This window comes from Mycobacterium sp. NGS39 (assembly GCF_059812765.1).
In genome coordinates this window covers 55,235-71,273 of the sequence record NZ_JCALDH010000015.1, presented here as the reverse complement: position 1 = coordinate 71,273, position 16,039 = coordinate 55,235, and the positions used below count along the sequence as shown (strand labels likewise).

At 66.0% G+C, this 16,039-nt stretch carries 16 protein-coding genes; 12 read left to right on the top strand and 4 right to left on the bottom strand.

Annotation, left to right across the window (positions count from 1 at the left end; genetic code table 11):
• Positions 1–11 precede the first annotated feature (11 nt).
• Positions 12–749: a DUF5642 family protein gene (locus tag AC5Y39_RS19305; protein WP_500019312.1), complete on the bottom strand. Its 738-nt coding sequence runs from the start codon at positions 747–749 to the stop codon at positions 12–14.
• A 27-nt stretch (positions 750–776) separates the two neighbouring features.
• On the opposite strand from AC5Y39_RS19305, the gene AC5Y39_RS19300 reads away from it, so the two are divergent.
• On the top strand, positions 777–1,085 hold the full coding sequence (locus AC5Y39_RS19300; RefSeq protein ID WP_500019314.1) for a hypothetical protein: 309 nt from the start codon (positions 777–779) through the stop codon (positions 1,083–1,085).
• A gap of 4 nt (positions 1,086–1,089) precedes the next feature.
• Here the strand turns inward: AC5Y39_RS19300 and pat are convergent, their stop codons facing one another.
• Positions 1,090–2,073 carry an acetyltransferase Pat gene (gene pat / locus AC5Y39_RS19295; protein WP_500019316.1) on the bottom strand — a complete coding sequence of 328 codons (984 nt, stop codon included), beginning with the start codon at positions 2,071–2,073 and terminating at the stop codon, positions 1,090–1,092.
• Between the two features lie 196 nt (positions 2,074–2,269).
• Between pat and AC5Y39_RS19290 the strand changes: the two genes are divergently transcribed.
• The 4 genes from AC5Y39_RS19290 (at position 2,270) to AC5Y39_RS19275 (ending at position 5,908) form a co-directional block, all read left to right on the top strand.
• Positions 2,270–2,722 (top strand): Hsp20/alpha crystallin family protein, encoded by a 453-nt coding sequence (locus AC5Y39_RS19290; RefSeq protein WP_500019318.1) that lies wholly within the window; start codon positions 2,270–2,272, stop codon positions 2,720–2,722.
• Between the two features lie 80 nt (positions 2,723–2,802).
• The gene (locus AC5Y39_RS19285; RefSeq protein WP_500019320.1) at positions 2,803–4,410 is read left to right on the top strand and encodes an acyl-CoA synthetase; all 1,608 of its coding nucleotides are present in this window, start codon (positions 2,803–2,805) and stop codon (positions 4,408–4,410) included.
• A 14-nt stretch (positions 4,411–4,424) separates the two neighbouring features.
• Positions 4,425–4,937, top strand: coding sequence for an Rv2253/PknI dimerization domain-containing protein (locus tag AC5Y39_RS19280; protein WP_500019322.1), 513 nt, complete (start codon positions 4,425–4,427; stop codon positions 4,935–4,937).
• An 86-nt stretch (positions 4,938–5,023) separates the two neighbouring features.
• A complete protein-coding gene (locus AC5Y39_RS19275; protein ID WP_500019324.1) occupies positions 5,024–5,908 on the top strand; it encodes a fructose bisphosphate aldolase in 885 nt (294 codons plus the stop codon).
• Between the two features lie 88 nt (positions 5,909–5,996).
• Here AC5Y39_RS19275 and AC5Y39_RS19270 read toward each other — a convergent pair whose 3' ends face one another.
• Positions 5,997–8,342 carry a CaiB/BaiF CoA transferase family protein gene (locus AC5Y39_RS19270; protein WP_500019326.1) on the bottom strand — a complete coding sequence of 782 codons (2,346 nt, stop codon included), beginning with the start codon at positions 8,340–8,342 and terminating at the stop codon, positions 5,997–5,999.
• Positions 8,339–9,802 carry an aldehyde dehydrogenase family protein gene (locus AC5Y39_RS19265; protein ID WP_500019328.1) on the bottom strand — a complete coding sequence of 488 codons (1,464 nt, stop codon included), beginning with the start codon at positions 9,800–9,802 and terminating at the stop codon, positions 8,339–8,341. The genes AC5Y39_RS19270 and AC5Y39_RS19265 overlap by 4 nt, the downstream gene beginning before the upstream one ends.
• A 166-nt stretch (positions 9,803–9,968) precedes the next feature.
• Here AC5Y39_RS19265 and AC5Y39_RS19260 point away from each other — a divergent pair, with 166 nt between their 5' ends.
• From AC5Y39_RS19260 to AC5Y39_RS19230, 7 genes are read left to right on the top strand one after another with little or no spacing between them, the layout of a single operon-like run.
• On the top strand, positions 9,969–11,153 hold the full coding sequence (locus AC5Y39_RS19260) for a cytochrome P450 (RefSeq protein ID WP_500019330.1): 1,185 nt from the start codon (positions 9,969–9,971) through the stop codon (positions 11,151–11,153).
• 3 nt (positions 11,154–11,156) lie between these two features.
• Positions 11,157–12,362, top strand: a complete 1,206-nt coding sequence (locus AC5Y39_RS19255) for an acyl-CoA dehydrogenase family protein (RefSeq protein ID WP_500019332.1) — start codon at positions 11,157–11,159, stop codon at positions 12,360–12,362.
• Positions 12,359–12,907 (top strand): FAS1-like dehydratase domain-containing protein, encoded by a 549-nt coding sequence (locus tag AC5Y39_RS19250; protein ID WP_500019334.1) that lies wholly within the window; start codon positions 12,359–12,361, stop codon positions 12,905–12,907. Before AC5Y39_RS19255 ends, AC5Y39_RS19250 begins: the two co-directional genes overlap by 4 nt.
• The gene (locus tag AC5Y39_RS19245) at positions 12,907–13,317 is read left to right on the top strand and encodes a Zn-ribbon domain-containing OB-fold protein (RefSeq protein WP_500019336.1); all 411 of its coding nucleotides are present in this window, start codon (positions 12,907–12,909) and stop codon (positions 13,315–13,317) included. The genes AC5Y39_RS19250 and AC5Y39_RS19245 overlap by 1 nt, the downstream gene beginning before the upstream one ends.
• Before the next feature lies 1 nt (position 13,318).
• Positions 13,319–14,422, top strand: coding sequence for an acyl-CoA dehydrogenase family protein (locus tag AC5Y39_RS19240; RefSeq protein WP_500019338.1), 1,104 nt, complete (start codon positions 13,319–13,321; stop codon positions 14,420–14,422).
• Complete coding sequence (locus tag AC5Y39_RS19235) at positions 14,419–14,871, top strand: MaoC family dehydratase (RefSeq protein ID WP_500019340.1); 453 nt, start codon at positions 14,419–14,421, stop codon at positions 14,869–14,871. Before AC5Y39_RS19240 ends, AC5Y39_RS19235 begins: the two co-directional genes overlap by 4 nt.
• A complete protein-coding gene (locus AC5Y39_RS19230; protein WP_500019342.1) occupies positions 14,868–16,037 on the top strand; it encodes a lipid-transfer protein in 1,170 nt (389 codons plus the stop codon). Before AC5Y39_RS19235 ends, AC5Y39_RS19230 begins: the two co-directional genes overlap by 4 nt.
• The last annotated feature ends 2 nt before the right edge of the window (positions 16,038–16,039 follow it).

The following is a 16,039-nucleotide window of genomic DNA, read 5'->3' as shown; positions in this document are numbered from 1 at the left end:
ACGCCGAGTCCTCAGCCGCGCAACGTCGCCACGGTGCGCGCCAGAAACGTCGATGCGAAATCGGGCGGCAGCGACGACGCGGCGGAGCCGGGATCGGTGAGGACGGTGACGAACGCGACGTGATCGCCGAGGTACGCGGTGGCGGTGGTGGCGTGCAGGTCGGTCTTGGTGCCGCCTTCGACGACGGTGCGGATCGCCGCAGTCATGCCGATTGTCGCGACCCCCGCGATCGCCGGGGCCCCCGACAATTGGATTGCGGCGGTAGTGCGCCCGGAGGTCATGGACCAGTGCCGGCAGGTGTCGACGATGTCGGGGTCAGGTCCTCTCGCCGGCGGTGCGCCGGCCACCACCGCGTAGATGATTCCGCCGCTTCCGGATCCGGACAGGCCGTCGCCTGCCGAGGCGCCGCCGGGGTCCGCGAGAGCTGCACATGCCGGCGGTTCCGCGGACCAGCCGGGTTGCAGGCCCCAGTAGGCAGCCGGCGACACCACCCCGTGCACCTCAGAGATCTCGTAGCCGGGCGGAAACGATCCGCGCAGACGCCGAATGTTGGCCGGGTCGATGACAATCGGCTGACCGGCCGAGGGCGCCGTGGTCGACGGCGCCGACGGGCCGTGTGCCGGCACCGAGCAGGCGGCGAGCGCGAGCGCCGCCAGTAGGGTGAACCGGCGCAGGCGCACGCCCGTTGATACCACAGATTGGCCGCGCCATTCGGGAACGTTCGGCGCCCCAAACGCGATGTACTTCATGAGTACTCGAAAAGAGGAGGCGGGGCTGTGCGCACGGCATTGTCCCTCGCCGCAGCGGTGGTGGCAGCAGGCGTCGTCGTGGCGGCACCGGCCGGGACGGCGGCAGCCGACCAGTCGGCACAGGACACCATCAACTACTGGGAACAGCAGGGGTACACGGTCAACATCGACCGGGTGGGCAGCGGGCCGCTGCGGGACTGCGTCGTCACCAGCGTCCGCAACCCGAACACCATCACCCGCCCGGTGCGGGTGGGCGGCCGCAGAGACGGGCCGACGTTTCTGGTTCCGGTGATCGTCAGCCGCACCGTGCAGATCTCGCTGTACTGCGCCAACTGACGCGTCACTCGAACGCGCGGATGACCTGACGAGCGACGTCCTGAATTGCCTTGAGCTGCTTCACTTTTACGGGCAGCTTGGCCGGGTCCGGCACCTCCACCGTCGCGGTCACGATGCCGGGCTCGTCTCTGATCCACGGCGCGTCCAGCCGGTCCAGCAGCGCCCGTGCGGGCATGTTGTCGGCCAGCACGCGGGCATAGAACCGGGTGACGCCGTCGACACGCGCGGCGACTGCCAGCGCCGCGAACAGCAGCGTGCCGATGCCGCGGCCCTGGTATTCGTCGGCCACGGTGAACGCGATCTCGGCCAGCGTCGGGTCGTGGGGATCACGTACGAACCTGGCATCGGCGATCACCGGCCCGTCGGCACCGTCGGTGACCACCCAGACGAAATGGTCGACGTAATCGACCTCGAACAGATACGTCAGCACGGTCGCGGTGGGCGTCCGCACGGAGAGGAAGCGGCGGTACAGCGTCTCCGGCGAGAACATCACATGCCCGTGCACCACCCGCTGGGTGTCGCCGGGCAGTACCGGACGCAGCATCAGCTCGGTGCCGTCGCGCGCCTCGAACGGGATCGGCGTGACGAATGCCGCCAGCCGCTGCCTGGCCGTGCGGACCAGCTGCGGCGCGATGCCGGGGATTTCCAGAAGTCGATGGAATGCCTTCTCATCCCCGACGTAGCCGTGCACCTCGTCGGTGGCCACCACGGTTGCGGTGCGTGGGGCGTTGCGCAGAAGCGCGATCTCGCCGATCAGCCCCCCGGAGAGGAAGGCCACCAAAGTGTGCCCGTCGTCGTCGGTATGGCGGATCTCGACCTCACCCGACGCGATGAGGAAAAACGACACCGCCTTGTCGCCCTGGCGCATGAGCACGTCACCGACGGCAGCATGCACCGGAGTGAGCTCTGCGGCCAGTGGCGCCAATTCGTCTGTCGGAATTCCGGCGAACACGGGAAGTGAGCCGAGGTCCGTGGCGACGACGGTCATCGGGCAGGCCCCTTGCGGCAGCTGGTCAGATGGTCGGGTACGGGCAGCCATCCGGATGCTGCCGACGATATTTGCCGAAAATTTTCTTGTCGAGTATTAGCAGTCGCCGCACTTGAGTGCTAATCTTGTCAGTGCACAGTTGAATCGGCTGCCCGCCAGGGTGGCGGGCTCTGAGGGTGACCAGGAGGTGACTGCTGTGCTTCGGTTTGATCCGTTCAGCGACATCGACGCCCTTACCCGCAGCTGGCTCACCGGCCAGTCTGGAACGGCCCGCAGTCCTCGGTTCATGCCAATGGACCTCTACAAAGTCGACGACCACTACGTGCTCACCGCCGATCTGCCCGGCGTCGACCCCGGTTCGGTCGACGTCAACGTCGACAACGGCACGCTGACGGTCACCGCGCATCGCACGGCCCAACCCGCCGAAGACTCCGTCCAGTGGCTTGCGAACGAACGGTTCTACGGAACGTATCGGCGCCAGCTCTCACTCGGCGAAGGCATCGACCCGAGCAAGATTTCGGCGACCTACGAAAACGGCGTCCTGTCGATCACGATTCCGATGGCAGAGGCTGCCAAGCCGCGCCGCATCCAAGTAACCAGCGCCGGAAAGGCCAAGTCGATCGAGGCTCACACGGTCGAGTCGTCGTAATCGGCGGACAAGGCGGACCCGCAGCTGAGCAACCCGGCTGCGGGTTCATTTTTGTGCGGCCATCCACGACACTGCTCACTATGCTGCGGCGCCTCCTCACCCGGGCCGGCGACGAAGCGTGGTCGCTGGTGCAACTGGGCCGGGCCGGCCTGCTGCGTCCGCTATCCCCGGCACAGCTCGCGAGAATCGTGGGCGCTGTCCGCGACTACGGGGAGCTGGGCGCGGTACTGACGCTGGCTGCCGTGCGCAGTCCCGATGCGATCGGGCTTGTCGACGAGCGCGGGCAGCTGACGTTCGGCGAGCTGGAAGCGCGGTCGAACGCACTGGCCAACGAGTGGCGGCGGACTGGTCTGAAGCCGGGATCCGGTGTCGCGATTCTGGCCCGCAACCACCGCGGCCTGCTCGACGCGTTGTTCGCGGGCATGAAGGTGGGCGCACGAGTTGTGTTGCTCAACACCGACTTCGGGGGCGATCAGATCAGCGAGGTGATGCGCCGAGAAGGTGCCGAGCTGCTGGTGTACGACCAGGAATACGAAGACACGGTGGCGGGCATCGGCGTGGCCCATGGCCGATTCCGCGCCTGGGCCGACGGCCCGGGCACCGACACGCTCGACGAGTTGATCCGCCGCGGCGATCCGTCGCCGCCGCCGGCACCGGGCGCACGGCCCACGGTCGTGATCTTGACCAGTGGGACGACGGGCACGCCGAAAGGCGCCACCCGGCCCGCGCCGCGATCGCTGCTGCCGCTCGCCGGGCTGCTCGACAAGGCGCCGTTTCGCGCCGGCGAGGTGACCGAGTGTTGCGCGCCGCTCTTCCACTCACTGGGCTTCGGTCACCTGTTGATCGCATTGATCATGAACTCGACCCTGGTGGTGCGCCGGCGGTTCGATCCGCAGCAGACGCTGGAAAGCATTGCGCGACACCGTGCCTCGGCGCTGATCGTGGTGCCGATCATGCTGCGGCGCATTCTCGATCTCGGCCCGCAGACGCTTGCGCGGTACGACCTGTCGTCGTTGCGGATCATCTTCGTCGCAGGATCGCAGCTGGGCGCGGAGTTGTGTACGCGCGCGATGGAGACTTTCGGGCCGGTGGTCTACAACCTCTACGGCTCAACCGAAGTCGCGTACGGCAGCGTCGCCACGCCGGAAGACCTTGCCGAAGAACCGGGCTGTGTCGGGCGAGTGGTGCGCGGAGCCGTCGTCAAGATCTTCGACGACGACGGCCGGGAGGTGCCCCCCGGTGTGACGGGGCGAATCTTCGTCGGCAACAGCATGCAGTTCGAGGGATACACCGGCGGAGGTACCAAGGACACCATGCACGGGTTGATGAGCAGCGGGGATGTCGGCCACTTCGACTCTGCGGGAAGGCTTTTCATCGACGGCCGTGACGACGAGATGATCGTCTCGGGCGGCGAGAACGTGTTCCCCGTGGAGGTCGAGGATGTGCTGGCCGCCCACCCCGACGTGCTCGACGCCGCCGTTGTAGGCGTGCCCGACGACGAGTACGGGCAGCGGCTGCGCAGCTTCGTCGTGGTGCGGCCGGGGGCGTCGTTGGCAGAGCAGGACGTCAAGGACTATGTCAGGAGTCGGCTCGCCAGGTTCAAGGTGCCGCGCGATGTAATCGTGGTCGACGAGCTGCCGCGCAATCCGACCGGCAAGGTGATCAAGCGCCGGCTGGCCGCCGAATGACGTACCTTCGACGGATGCTGCTTCGTTGCGCTGTCGTCGCCACCCTGGGTGTGCTTGCCTCCACCGCACCCGCCTTCGCCGCCGATCCAACACTGGATGGCACGTACCGTGTCGAGTTCAACGGCGCACAGCGGACTATCAACGGCGTGCCCAGGCCCACGGCCGACACGTCGGCGACGTACTCGTTCACGTCGTCGTGCGGTGCCGACGGCTGCATCGCCCGCGCCGTGCTGCTGAACACCAACGACACCGAGGCCGTGTCAGCCCACAACCCAGACCTGACCCTGCAGTTCGTCGACGGCACCTGGCAGCTGTCGCTGCCCTACGACTCACCCTGCGAAGAAGGCGACAGCCGCAACCAGCTGCTGAGCTGGTCGCTGGTGCCTCAAGCCGATGCCCTGACGGGTACCCGCACCGTGGCCACGGTGGGCCACGCATGTGCCGGTGACGAGCCGGGCCCGCTGTCGCAGCCGATGACGGCCACCCGCGTGGGCAAACCGGCGCCCGGCGTGCTGCCGATGCCCTAGCGCCGCATCCGCCGTCTTGCAGGCACAGGCGCTGTGCCAACATGCACATGAGCAGCGCAGGCGGTTCACAGGTGCAAAGGACAGTGATGAACGCAGAACAGTACGAGAAGATGGCGAAGGGCGACGGCTTCGTCGCGGCGCTGGATCAGAGCGGCGGCAGCACGCCCAAGGCGCTGAAGCTCTACGGCATCGGCGAAGACGAGTACTCCACCGACGAGCAGATGTTCGAGCTGGTGCACCAGATGCGCACCCGGATCATCACCAGCCGCAGCTTCGATGGGAACCGCATCCTGGCCGCGATCCTGTTCGAGGACACCATGGATCGCGACATCGAGGGCCGCCCCACCGCCGACTACCTGTGGGACGTCAAGAACATCGTGCCGATCCTCAAGGTAGACAAGGGTCTGGCCGACGAACAGGACGGCGCCAAGGTGATGAAGCCGATGCCGGGCTTGGACGACCTGCTGGCGCGGGCCGTCGACAAGGGCATCTTCGGCACCAAGATGCGCTCGTTCATCTCGCTTCCGGGCAAAGGCCTCGATGCGGTGGTGGAGCAGCAGTTCGAGGTGGCCCGCCAGATTCTGGCCACCGGCCTCATCCCGATCATCGAGCCGGAGGTCGACATCAAGAGCCCGAAGAAAGCCGAGGCGGAACAGCAGCTGAAGGCCGGGCTGCTCGCCGGGATCGACAGCCTCGCCGACGACCAGACCGTCATGCTGAAGCTGACGTTGCCCGACGAGGACAACCTGTACCGCGAGCTCGTCGAGCATCCGAAAGTGTTGCGCGTGCTCGCGCTGTCGGGCGGTTACTCCCGCGACGAGGCCTGCGCCCGGCTCGCCCGCAACAACGGCGTGATCGCGAGCTTCTCCCGCGCGCTGACCGAGGGCCTGACCGCGCAGCAGAGCGACGAGGAGTTCGACGCGGTGCTGGACAAGGCGATCGCCGAGATCGCGGCAGCGTCAGCTACCTGAGCTTCGTTGACTGTGCGTCCACGGCGCGAAAGTTCGAGTAGCCCACGCCCTCGGCGCACAATGAACGCATAGCGGGGCCGGAGCGCAGCTACAGAGCGTCGCCGATGACCCTTCGGTCACGCAGGGCCGAGAGTTCCGCGGTGTCGAGCCCTAGGCCGCCGAGTATTTCGTCGTTGTGCTGGCCGAGCGTCGGCGGCGGGAAGCGGTGGTGCTGCTCGGGTCCCGGGGTGATGCGGAACGGCCAACCCGGGTAGCGGTGCAGGCCGGTGATGGGGTGACGCAACTCCTGGTAGAACCCTCGCGCGTCGAGGTGAGGGATGTCGTACATCCGATCGGGCGTGAGGACCTGCTCGGCCGGAACTCGTTGCGCGCCAAGGACATCGACAATGTGGGTCGGCGGCTGGGTCTGGGCCCAAGCGGCGACCACCTCGTCGAACGTGTCGTGGGGAATCTCATCCGGTAGGTCTGCGCGGCCCATCGCACGCGCCAGTCGGCGCCAGTCCTCTTTGTCGCGAGCGGAGATCGCCACCCATGAGCCGGCCACCGCTGTGGGGTAGACGCCTTGCAGATGGCCGCGTTGGCGGTTGCCGTCACGCGGGGCAACCACGCCGTTCATCGAGTACTCGATCACCGGTTCGGCGGCAACAGCCGCCGCCACCTCGATTTGCGCGATCTCGACGAGTTGTCCTTGGCCGGTGCGGCGCCGGTGTTCGAGCGCCGCGAGCAGGGCGATCCCGGCGTGGACTCCGACGATGGGGTCGGCCGGTCCTTGCAGGTTGCACGGCGGCCCCTCGGCGTAGCCGGTGACGGCCGCCATGCCAGAGGTCTGCTCGAAGTTTAGTGCCCAGCCGACGTAGTCGCGCCACGGCCCCTGCAGGCCGAAGCCGGGCATCCGCACGAGTATCACGTCTGGTCTCAGCTGGATGAGTGACTCGTAGTCCAGCCCGAAGTGTTCGATCACCCGCGGCGAGAAGTTCTCGACAACGACGTCGGAATCGCGCACCAGTCGGCGGGCCAGATCGCGCCCCGCGGTGGACGTGAGATCCAGTGTGATGTCTCGCTTGTTGAGGTTGGTGCCCTGCCACATTGCGCTGCGCTCGTACCAACGATCCCCCTCGTCAGCCCATGCGCCCGAATAGCGGTGACCGTCGGGGCGCTGGATCGACTCGACTTTTACGACGTCGGCGCCGAAGGCACCGAGGTAGCACGTCAGATATGCCCCGGCCCAGAAGGTAGTAAGGTCGAGCACCCTCAGGTCTTTGAACGGCGCCGCCGGATCGGCGGTGTCACTCGCGAACGACGCCGAATTCGCCTCTGCATCAGACGCTTTCGGCGGCTCGCCGAGACGAGGGGCGGGCCGCACGGGCAAAGCGGGTGTTCTGGACAGTCGAAACGGAGCACCGGGCCGGCGGAATGCCCAGCCTTCGCCGCCGCCGTCGACGAAGAACTTGCGCTCACGGTATTGCGGACATTCCATGACGGTTGCGCCGTCGTTGACCGGCGCGACCGGAATTCGCATCGCCTGACCCAATTCGACGATTTCGGCCACAGTTCGCTCGGAAAGCCATGGCTGGGCCTTCTCGAAGAACTCCGCTCGCTCCAGGCCGCCCAGCATGATCGCGACCTGTTGTTCGCCGTATTCCGGCAAACCGAGCATGGCGCACACGTCCAGCCAGTGCTGCCCGGTCAGACAGTTGATTCCGACCCAGCCGTCGGCGGCGGGGACGATGCCCATCATCGGGGCGGCCCGGGTGTTGGGCGGCAACCCGAGGCGACGCATCTTGTCAGCCATCAGCATCGGATACGGAAGTGTCGACAGCAGCGACTCGAGTCCCGACACGTCGACCCCGACCACGCGTGTTGTGTTGGCGCACAAGGTTCTCAGTGCGATCAAGGCGCCGAGCGCGGCGTATCCTCCTGCAACGTACTCGGCGATCCTCGCGCCGGCTTGCACCGGTGGACGGTCAGGATCCCGGTTGTTGACCCAACCAGAGGCCGCCTGCACGGTCAGCGGTGTCGCGTCGCGGTCGCGCAGGGGTCCGCTCTGACCGAAGTCCGAGATGCGAACGACGACGAGGCCGGGTCGCAGTCCCTCGAGTGTCGGCACGTCCAGGCCGAAGCGATCGAGCGATCCGGGTCGTAGGCCGTCGACGAGCACATGCGCCCGAGCGATGAGGTGATGCACGGCCGAGGCGTCTGTTTCGTAATCGACTGTGGCTCCGCGCTTTCCGGCGTTGAGATACTCGAACAGACCGGAGCGGTCGGGGTGCGCGACGTCACCGGGAAACGGCCCCCAGCTACGCAGCGGATCTCCGGACGGTGGCTCGATTTTGGTGACTTCGGCACCGAGGTCGACAAGCAGTTTGGTGCAGTACGGACCCGCGATGTCACTCGCGATCTCGACGACGCGCAGTCCTTCGAGGGGTGCCATCAAGTCGGGATTCCCATGGCCTTGGGTTCCGTGTACTGATGCAGTCCCGCCAGGCCCCCGCCTTCGCGCCCCAAGCCGCTCTGCTTGAACCCCCCGAACGGCGCATCGCCTGGGATGCAACCGTTTACCGCGATCTGTCCGGTGCGCACGCGTCGCGCCACCGCGACCGCGCGGCCGACGTCATCGCCCCAGACCGCGCCGGAGAGCCCGTATTGGGAGTTGTTGGCGATCGCGACCGCGTCGTCGTCGTCGCGGTAGCGAAGGACCGCCAGAACCGGTCCGAAGACTTCCTCCTGAGCGATGGCTGAGTCAGCATCGACATCGGTCAGGATCGTCGGTTCGAAGTAGAAGCCTTTGTCCGGCTGCGCGGGGCGGTGGCCGCCGAAAGCCAGTGTCGCACCGTCGGTCAGCGCTGCCGCTACATGCGCTTCTACTCGCTGCAACTGTGCACGGCTGATGAGCGGACCCATCTGCACCTCGGGATCCGTTGGGTCGCCCACTTTCACCGCCCCCGCCATGTCGACCAGCCGGTCGACCACGTCGTCGTGACGTGACTCCGGCAGCAGCAACCGGCTCTGCAGAATGCAGGCCTGCCCGGCGTGCAGTGAGCATCCGTCGAACAGAAAACGTTGCAGCAGTTCGTCACTCAGCTCAAGGTCGTCTAGGACGATGGCCGCTGACTTGCCTCCGCATTCGAGCAGGATCCGCTTCATGGTGCCGGCCGCCGCGGCCATCACTTCGCGGCCCACCGCCGAGCTTCCCGTGAAGCTGACCATGTCGATTCGGGGGTCGGTGGTCAACAGCTTGCTGGCCTCGACGCTTCTGGGTGTCACGACGTTGACGACGCCAGGCGGAATATCGGTGTGTTCGTGGATGATTTGGGCAAGCGCGAGGCCCGACAACGGTGTCAGCGGGGAGGGCTTGAGCACCACTGTGTTGCCCGCGGCGAGCGCATTGCTGACCTTCATCACGTTGAGGCTGTGTGGGAAGTTCCACGGCGTCAGAATGGATACGACGCCCAGCGGCTCGTGACAGAGCACGGTCGAACCGGTGGCACCGAATGCATCGATCGGCTGATCGGTCAGTTGCGCAGCGAGTTCGCCGGCGTGCAACGCCATGAAGGCTGGTCCGTCGATCTGGATCAAGCGCTCGTTGGCTACACAGCCCCATTCGATTTGTGACAGTGCGTAGAAGTCGTCTGCATGGTCGAGCAGCGCCGTGCCCAGTTGGTTGAGGCACCTACCGCGTTCCTCGGGCGCGGCCGTGGGCCACCATCCGGAGTCGAAGGCCCTGCGCGCCGCGGCTATCGCCGCATCGACATCGGCGAGCCCGGCGTCGGGGGCCGAAGCGATCGTCGCCTCCGTGGCAGGCGAGATGTCGTCGTAGCGACCTTCCCGTGGGTCGACCCATCGTCCGTCGATGTAGAGACCGTAGCTGTCGACGAGTGCACACAGGTCGGCCATCGTTGCATCCTCATCGGGCTCGCAGTCAACATTCGGTGTACACCTGTCCGACCGACGTCGTCAATCCCCTGTATTGACAAGGTGATCGCGTTGCACTAGACAGGACCGTATCCGACAGACATGCTGTATCTGTCCGACAGTGCCGCCGCGCGAGAGGGGCCAGGCAGTGCAGACGACCGTGCCTCTCCACTCGCCGGACTTCTTCATCGGTGATCCGTATCCGGCCTACAAAGAGTTGCGCGCCAGTTCACCGGTCGTGTGGAACGACGTCACCAAGTTCTGGGCGCTCCTCAAATACGAGGACATTCGCCAGGTATCGAGCAATCCGGCGCTGTTCACGTCGACCAAGGGCATCACGATCCCCGACCCTGGGCTGCCGGGAAACCCGGTGCAGGAGGGAAATCTGATCTTCACCGATCCGCCCCGGCATCGGCAGCTGCGCAAGCTGATCAACACCGGGTTCACCCGCCGACGGGTGCAGGTGCTGGAGCCCAAGATCCGCGCGATCGTGTACGGGCTGCTGGACGAGGTCAGGCCGGGCGGCGCTCTCGAGTTCGCCGAAGGAATCGCCGCACCGCTGCCCACCCGGATGATCGCCGAGCTGCTGGGCGCGCCGCCGGAAGACTGGGAACAGTTCCGGCGATGGTCCGACGCGTGTACCGGAGTGGCCGATCCCGAGATCGAGCTCGATTCGGTCGCAGCTATGGGAGAGCTCTACGAGTACTTCACGCAACTCATCGCAGCCAGACGCAAGCACGCTCAGGACGACATTCTGTCGGTACTGTCCTGCGCCGAAATCGACGGCGCGAAGCTCACCGACGAGGATCTGCTCAACTTTGCGTTCCTGTTGCTGGTGGCGGGCAATGAAACCACCCGCAATCTCATCGCACTGGGCACGTTGGCGCTGATCGCCCATCCAGCCGAATGCGCCAAGCTTGTCGACGATCCGTCGCTGATCCCGGCAGCGGTCGAGGAGATGCTGCGGTGGACGACTCCGGTGACGCACATGGCCCGCACCGCGACCGCCGACGTCCAGCTGCGCGGCCAGCGCATCAAAGCGGGCGAAGCCGTCGTGATGCTCTACGGATCGGCCAACCGAGACGAAGACGTCTTCGGCAGCGACGCAGAGGAATTCAAGGTGACCCGCCATCCCAACCCACACATCGCATTCGGTTGCGGAGAGCATTCGTGCGTCGGTTCCCAATTGGCCCGGCTCGAGGCATGCGTGTTGTTCGAGGTGCTGTTGGGGCGTTACTCCACGCTCGAGCTCACCGGCGATGTGGACCGGATGCGCGCGACGATGGTCCCCGGCGTGAAGCGCATGCCGGTACGGCTCGGAACGGGTGTCTGAGCAATGTATCTGGATTTCACCGAGGACCAGAAAAGGCTGCGCGCCGAGATCCGCGCCTCACTTGAAGCGGTGATGACGCCCGAGCGGATCGCCTCCGTCGCCGACCACATGGAGGGCGGCCCGGCAGTGAGGGAATGCCTGCGCGCCCTCGGCGAAGCTCACTTACTCGGCGTCGGATGGCCCAAAGAGTATGGCGGACGCGGCTTCTCGGCCCTAGAGCAGTACATCTTCCTCGAAGAAGCCCGGCGAGTCAACGCACCGATCCCGCTCGTCACGCTCAACACGGTCGGGCCCACGCTGGTCGAGTACGGCACCGAGGAGCAGAAGCGGAAGCTTCTGCCCGCAATCCTCTCCGGCACAGTCGATTTCGCGATCGGATATTCCGAGCCGGGCGCGGGAAGCGACCTCGCCTCGCTGCGCACCACGGCCGTGCGCGACGGCGACGACTACGTCATCAACGGACAGAAGATGTTCACCAGCGGTGCGGCATATGCCGACTACATCTGGTTGGCCGCCCGTACCGACCCGAATGCCAAGAAGCACAAAGGCATTTCGATCTTCATCGTGCCGACGAATTCCCCGGGATTCTCCTGGAAGCCGCTGCACACCATGCCCGGCGTGAAGACCTTCTACACGTTCTACGACGACGTGCGGGTGCCGGCCTGTTCGCTCGTTGCCGGCGAGAACGACGGCTGGAAGCTGATCACCACGCAGCTGAACTTCGAGCGCGCCGCGTTGGGCAACCTGGGCGCATTGGAACCGCTGTTCGACAAGACGTTGCGCTGGGCGCAGACCAGCGAGCTGGACGGCGGCCGCGTCATCGACCAGCCGTGGGTGCAGCAGACGCTGGCACGTGTCGAGGCGCAGGTGGCGGCGTACAAGGTCATGAACCTGCGGGCCAACGCCGGGATGAGCAAGGGTGCGCTGGGTATGGCCGAGGCGTCGGCGGTGAAGGTCTTCGGTACCGAGCTGACGCAACAAGTCGCGCGTGAACTGCTCGAGGTTCTCGACCGCGCGGGCGTACGCAAGGGCGACGACGCACCGTTGCGCGGCGCTCTCGAATCGGCGTACCGGCTCGCGGTGATCAACACTTTCGGCGGTGGCGCCAACGAACTTCAGCGCGACATCATCGCGATGGCGGGGCTTCTCATGCCGCGCGCGCCGCGCGACCTCCGAACCGCGGCAACCACGAACGGGGACCAGACGTGAGCGGTGACAAATCCGAATTCCGCAAGAAGCTCGATGCCCTCATCGGCCAACCCACCGGCGGCTCCCCCAAGCCGACTGTCGCTCCAGATCCGGTGAACCAACCGATGATTCGGCATTGGTGCCACGCAATGAACGACATGAACCCGGTCTACCTCGACCCGGATTTCGCCGAGAAGTCGCGATTCGGCGGAATCGTGTCCCCTCCGGCGATGCTGCAGGCGTGGACCATGCCGGCCCCGAAGATCGAAGGGATCGCCGAACGCGGCGGCGTCCCGATCGAGATGGGCAAGAACCCGGCGGCGTTCATCGAAGAAGCCGGGTTCACCGGCATCGTGGCGACCAACTCGGAGTTCGAGATCGAACGCTATCCACGCCTCGGTGACGTGATCTCGGTGACCCAGGTGTTCGAGGACATCTCCGACGAGAAGACAACTTCGTTGGGCACCGGACATTTCATCACGTGGCTGTCCACGTACACCGACCAGAACGGTGAAGTGCTGGGACGCCAACGATTCCGGGTGTTCCGGTTCAAGGCGGCACAGTAGTGGCGACCAGACTGGCACCGACCGTCAGCCGGGACACCGAGTTTTTCTGGAAGGGCCTGCGCGATCACAAGCTCCTGATCCAGCGGTGCACGGGCTGTCGGCAACTGCGTCATCCGCCGCGGCCGATGTGTCCGGTGTGCAACTCTGTGGCCTGGGACACTGTCGAATCGTCCGGCCGCGGCGCGGTGTACAGCTACGTGATTCCGCAGCACCCCCGGATGCCCCTGATGGAGTATCCGTACATCGTCGCGTTGATCGAACTCGACGAGGGAGTTCGGTTGGTGTCCAACCTCTGCGAGATCGCGCCCGGCGAGGTGGAAGTCGGCATGCCCGTCGAGGTCTTCTACCAGACGTTCGACACCCTGGACAACCAGGATTTGGTGTTGCACCAATTCCGGCCGGCCCGCTGACATGGACTTCACGTTCACCGAAGAACAAGAGACGATCGCCAAGGTCGCCCGCCAGTTGTTCGAACACCGCGCCACACCAGAGCATCTCACCGAACTCGAAGCCGGCGACGTGCGCTTCGACGCCGGGTTGTGGCGTGAGATGGCGGAGGCCGATCTGCTCGGAATTGCGTTGCCGGACAAGGTCGGTGGCAGCGGACAATGCTTCCTCGAGCTGGCCTTGCTTCTGTCAGAAGTGGGATGGAGCGTCGCCCCGGTGCCGGCCTACGCCACTCTCCTCGGCGCCGACACCATCGCTCGGCACGGCAGCGATTCTCAACACCAGCGGTATCTTCCTGACGTCACGGCCGGAAACCTGCTGCTCACAACGGGTTTGAGCGAGCCGGGGAGGTCCGACCCCGCTACACCCTCGACGACAGCACGCCGCGACGGTGACGGCTGGCGCATCACCGGTGTCAAGGAATTGGTGCCGGCTGCTCAACTCGCCCACATGATGCTCATCCCGGCGACCACCGACGAGGGTGAGGTCGGGGTCTTCGTCGTCGACGCGGATGACGGCGGCGTCGACGTGCGCCCTGTCGAGACGACCAGTCGCGAGCCGCATGCCGATGTGTTCCTCGACGGGGCGGCGGCGTCACAGGAGGATTTGGTGCTGGCACCCATGAGGGACGTCTACGATCGCGCGCTCGTCGGACTGTGTGCTGTCCAAGTGGGCGTCGCCGAGCGTGCGTTGCGAATGGCCGCCAAGTACACCACCGGACGGGAGCAGTTCGGCAGGCCGATCGGAAGTTTTCAGGCCGTGCAGCAGCGGATGGCCGACGCGTTCATCGACGTCGAGGCGATCCGGTGGACCGCATGGCAGGCGGCGTGGCTGCTCGGCGAGGGTAGAAGCGCCACCCGGGAGGCCGGGATCGCGAAGTTCTGGGCCGCGGAAGCCGGCGCTCGCGTTGCCGCCACCGCCCAGCAGGTCCACGGCGGGATCGGCATCGACATCAGCTATCCCCTGTTCCGCTACTTCCTGTGGGCCAAGCACAACGAGTTGGCGCTCGGTTGCGCGTCTGCGCACTTGGCTCGGCTGGCCACTGTGTACGTAGGAGGAGACGAATGACCGCGACGTTCCGCACGACCACGCTGGCCTGGAGCGACATCAACGTCGGCGACAAGGTCACCACACTCGAGATCCCGGTCACCGCAACGGTGATCGTGGCCGGTGCGATCGCGTCGCGTGATTTCATGCCGGTCCACCACGATCCCGAGTTCGCGAGAAAGCAGGGGTCGCCGAACATGTTCATGAACATCCTGACCACCAACGGGCTCTGCACCCGCTTCCTGACCGACTGGGCGGGTCCGGAGGCGATGGTGACGAGGCTGGCGATCCGGTTGGGTGTGCCGGCGTTCCCCAACGACCCGCTGCGATTCACCGGCGCCGTCACGGGCAAGTCCCGAGGGGCCGACGGCGAAGGGTTCGTCGAGGTGAGCTTCAAGGGCGCCAACGGCCTAGGCGAGCATGTGTCGGGCACCGCGACGCTGAGTCTGTTGGACGGGACCGGCACGTGAGCACGCTCGGTGACAAGACGGCGATTGCGGGCATCGGGCAAACCGAGTTCTCGAAGGAGTCGGGGCGCAGCCCGCTGCAGCTGGCCTGCGAAGCAGTGAAGGCGGCGATCGACGAATGCGGGCTGTCGCCGAAGGACATCGACGGCATGGTCACGTTCACCGCCGACGAGAACGAAGAGATCGACGTCGCCCGCAGCGTCGGGATCGGCGACCTGACGTTTTTCACGCGCGTGCCGCACGGCGGCGGGGCGGCGGCGGGCACGGTCATGCAGGCGGCGATGGCGGTGGTGACCGGTGCCGCGACGGCCGTCGTCTGCTACCGCGCGTTCAACGAGCGCTCCGGTTTCCGCTTCGGCGGCAGCTCGGCGCGGCCGACCGGGCAGACGCCGTTGTTCATGGCGAACTATGCCCCGTTCGGGCTGATGACGCCCGCATCATGGGTGGCGTTGCACGCGCAGCGCTACATGTCGACCTACGGGGTGAGCAATGAGGATTTCGGGCGCGTTTCGGTGGTCGACCGCGCTCACGCGGCCCGCAATCCCGACGCGTGGTTCTACCAGCGGCCGATCACGCTGGCGGACCACCAGAACTCGCGGTGGGTGATCGAGCCCGTGCTGAGGCTTCTCGACTGCTGTCAGGAGAGCGACGGCGGAGTCGCGCTGGTGGTCACCAGCGTCGAACGCGCCCGAGACCTCGCACGGCCGCCCGCGGTGATCACCGCCGCGGTGCAGGGCGCGGCGCATGACGGCGAGGTCATGACGAGCTACTACCGCGACGACATCACCGGCCTGCCCGAGATGGGTGTGGTGGCCGAAAAGCTATGGCGCGAAACGGGACTCAAGCCCAGCGACATCCAGACCGCGTTTCTCTACGACCACTTCACACCGTTCGTGTTCACACAGCTGGAGGAGTTGGGCTTCTGCGGCCGGGGCGAGGCGAAGGATTTCGCGACGGTGGAGAACCTTTCGATCGGCGGAGCCCTGCCGATCAACACGAACGGCGGGTTGTTGGGTGAGGCATACATTCATGGCATGAACGGCGTCACCGAAGGCGTCCGCCAGATCCGCGGCACGTCGTACAACCAAGTCGACGACGTCGAACACGTCCTGGTGACATCGGGCACCGGCGTTCCCACCAGCGCGCTCGTCCTCGCGCCGGACGACTGAGG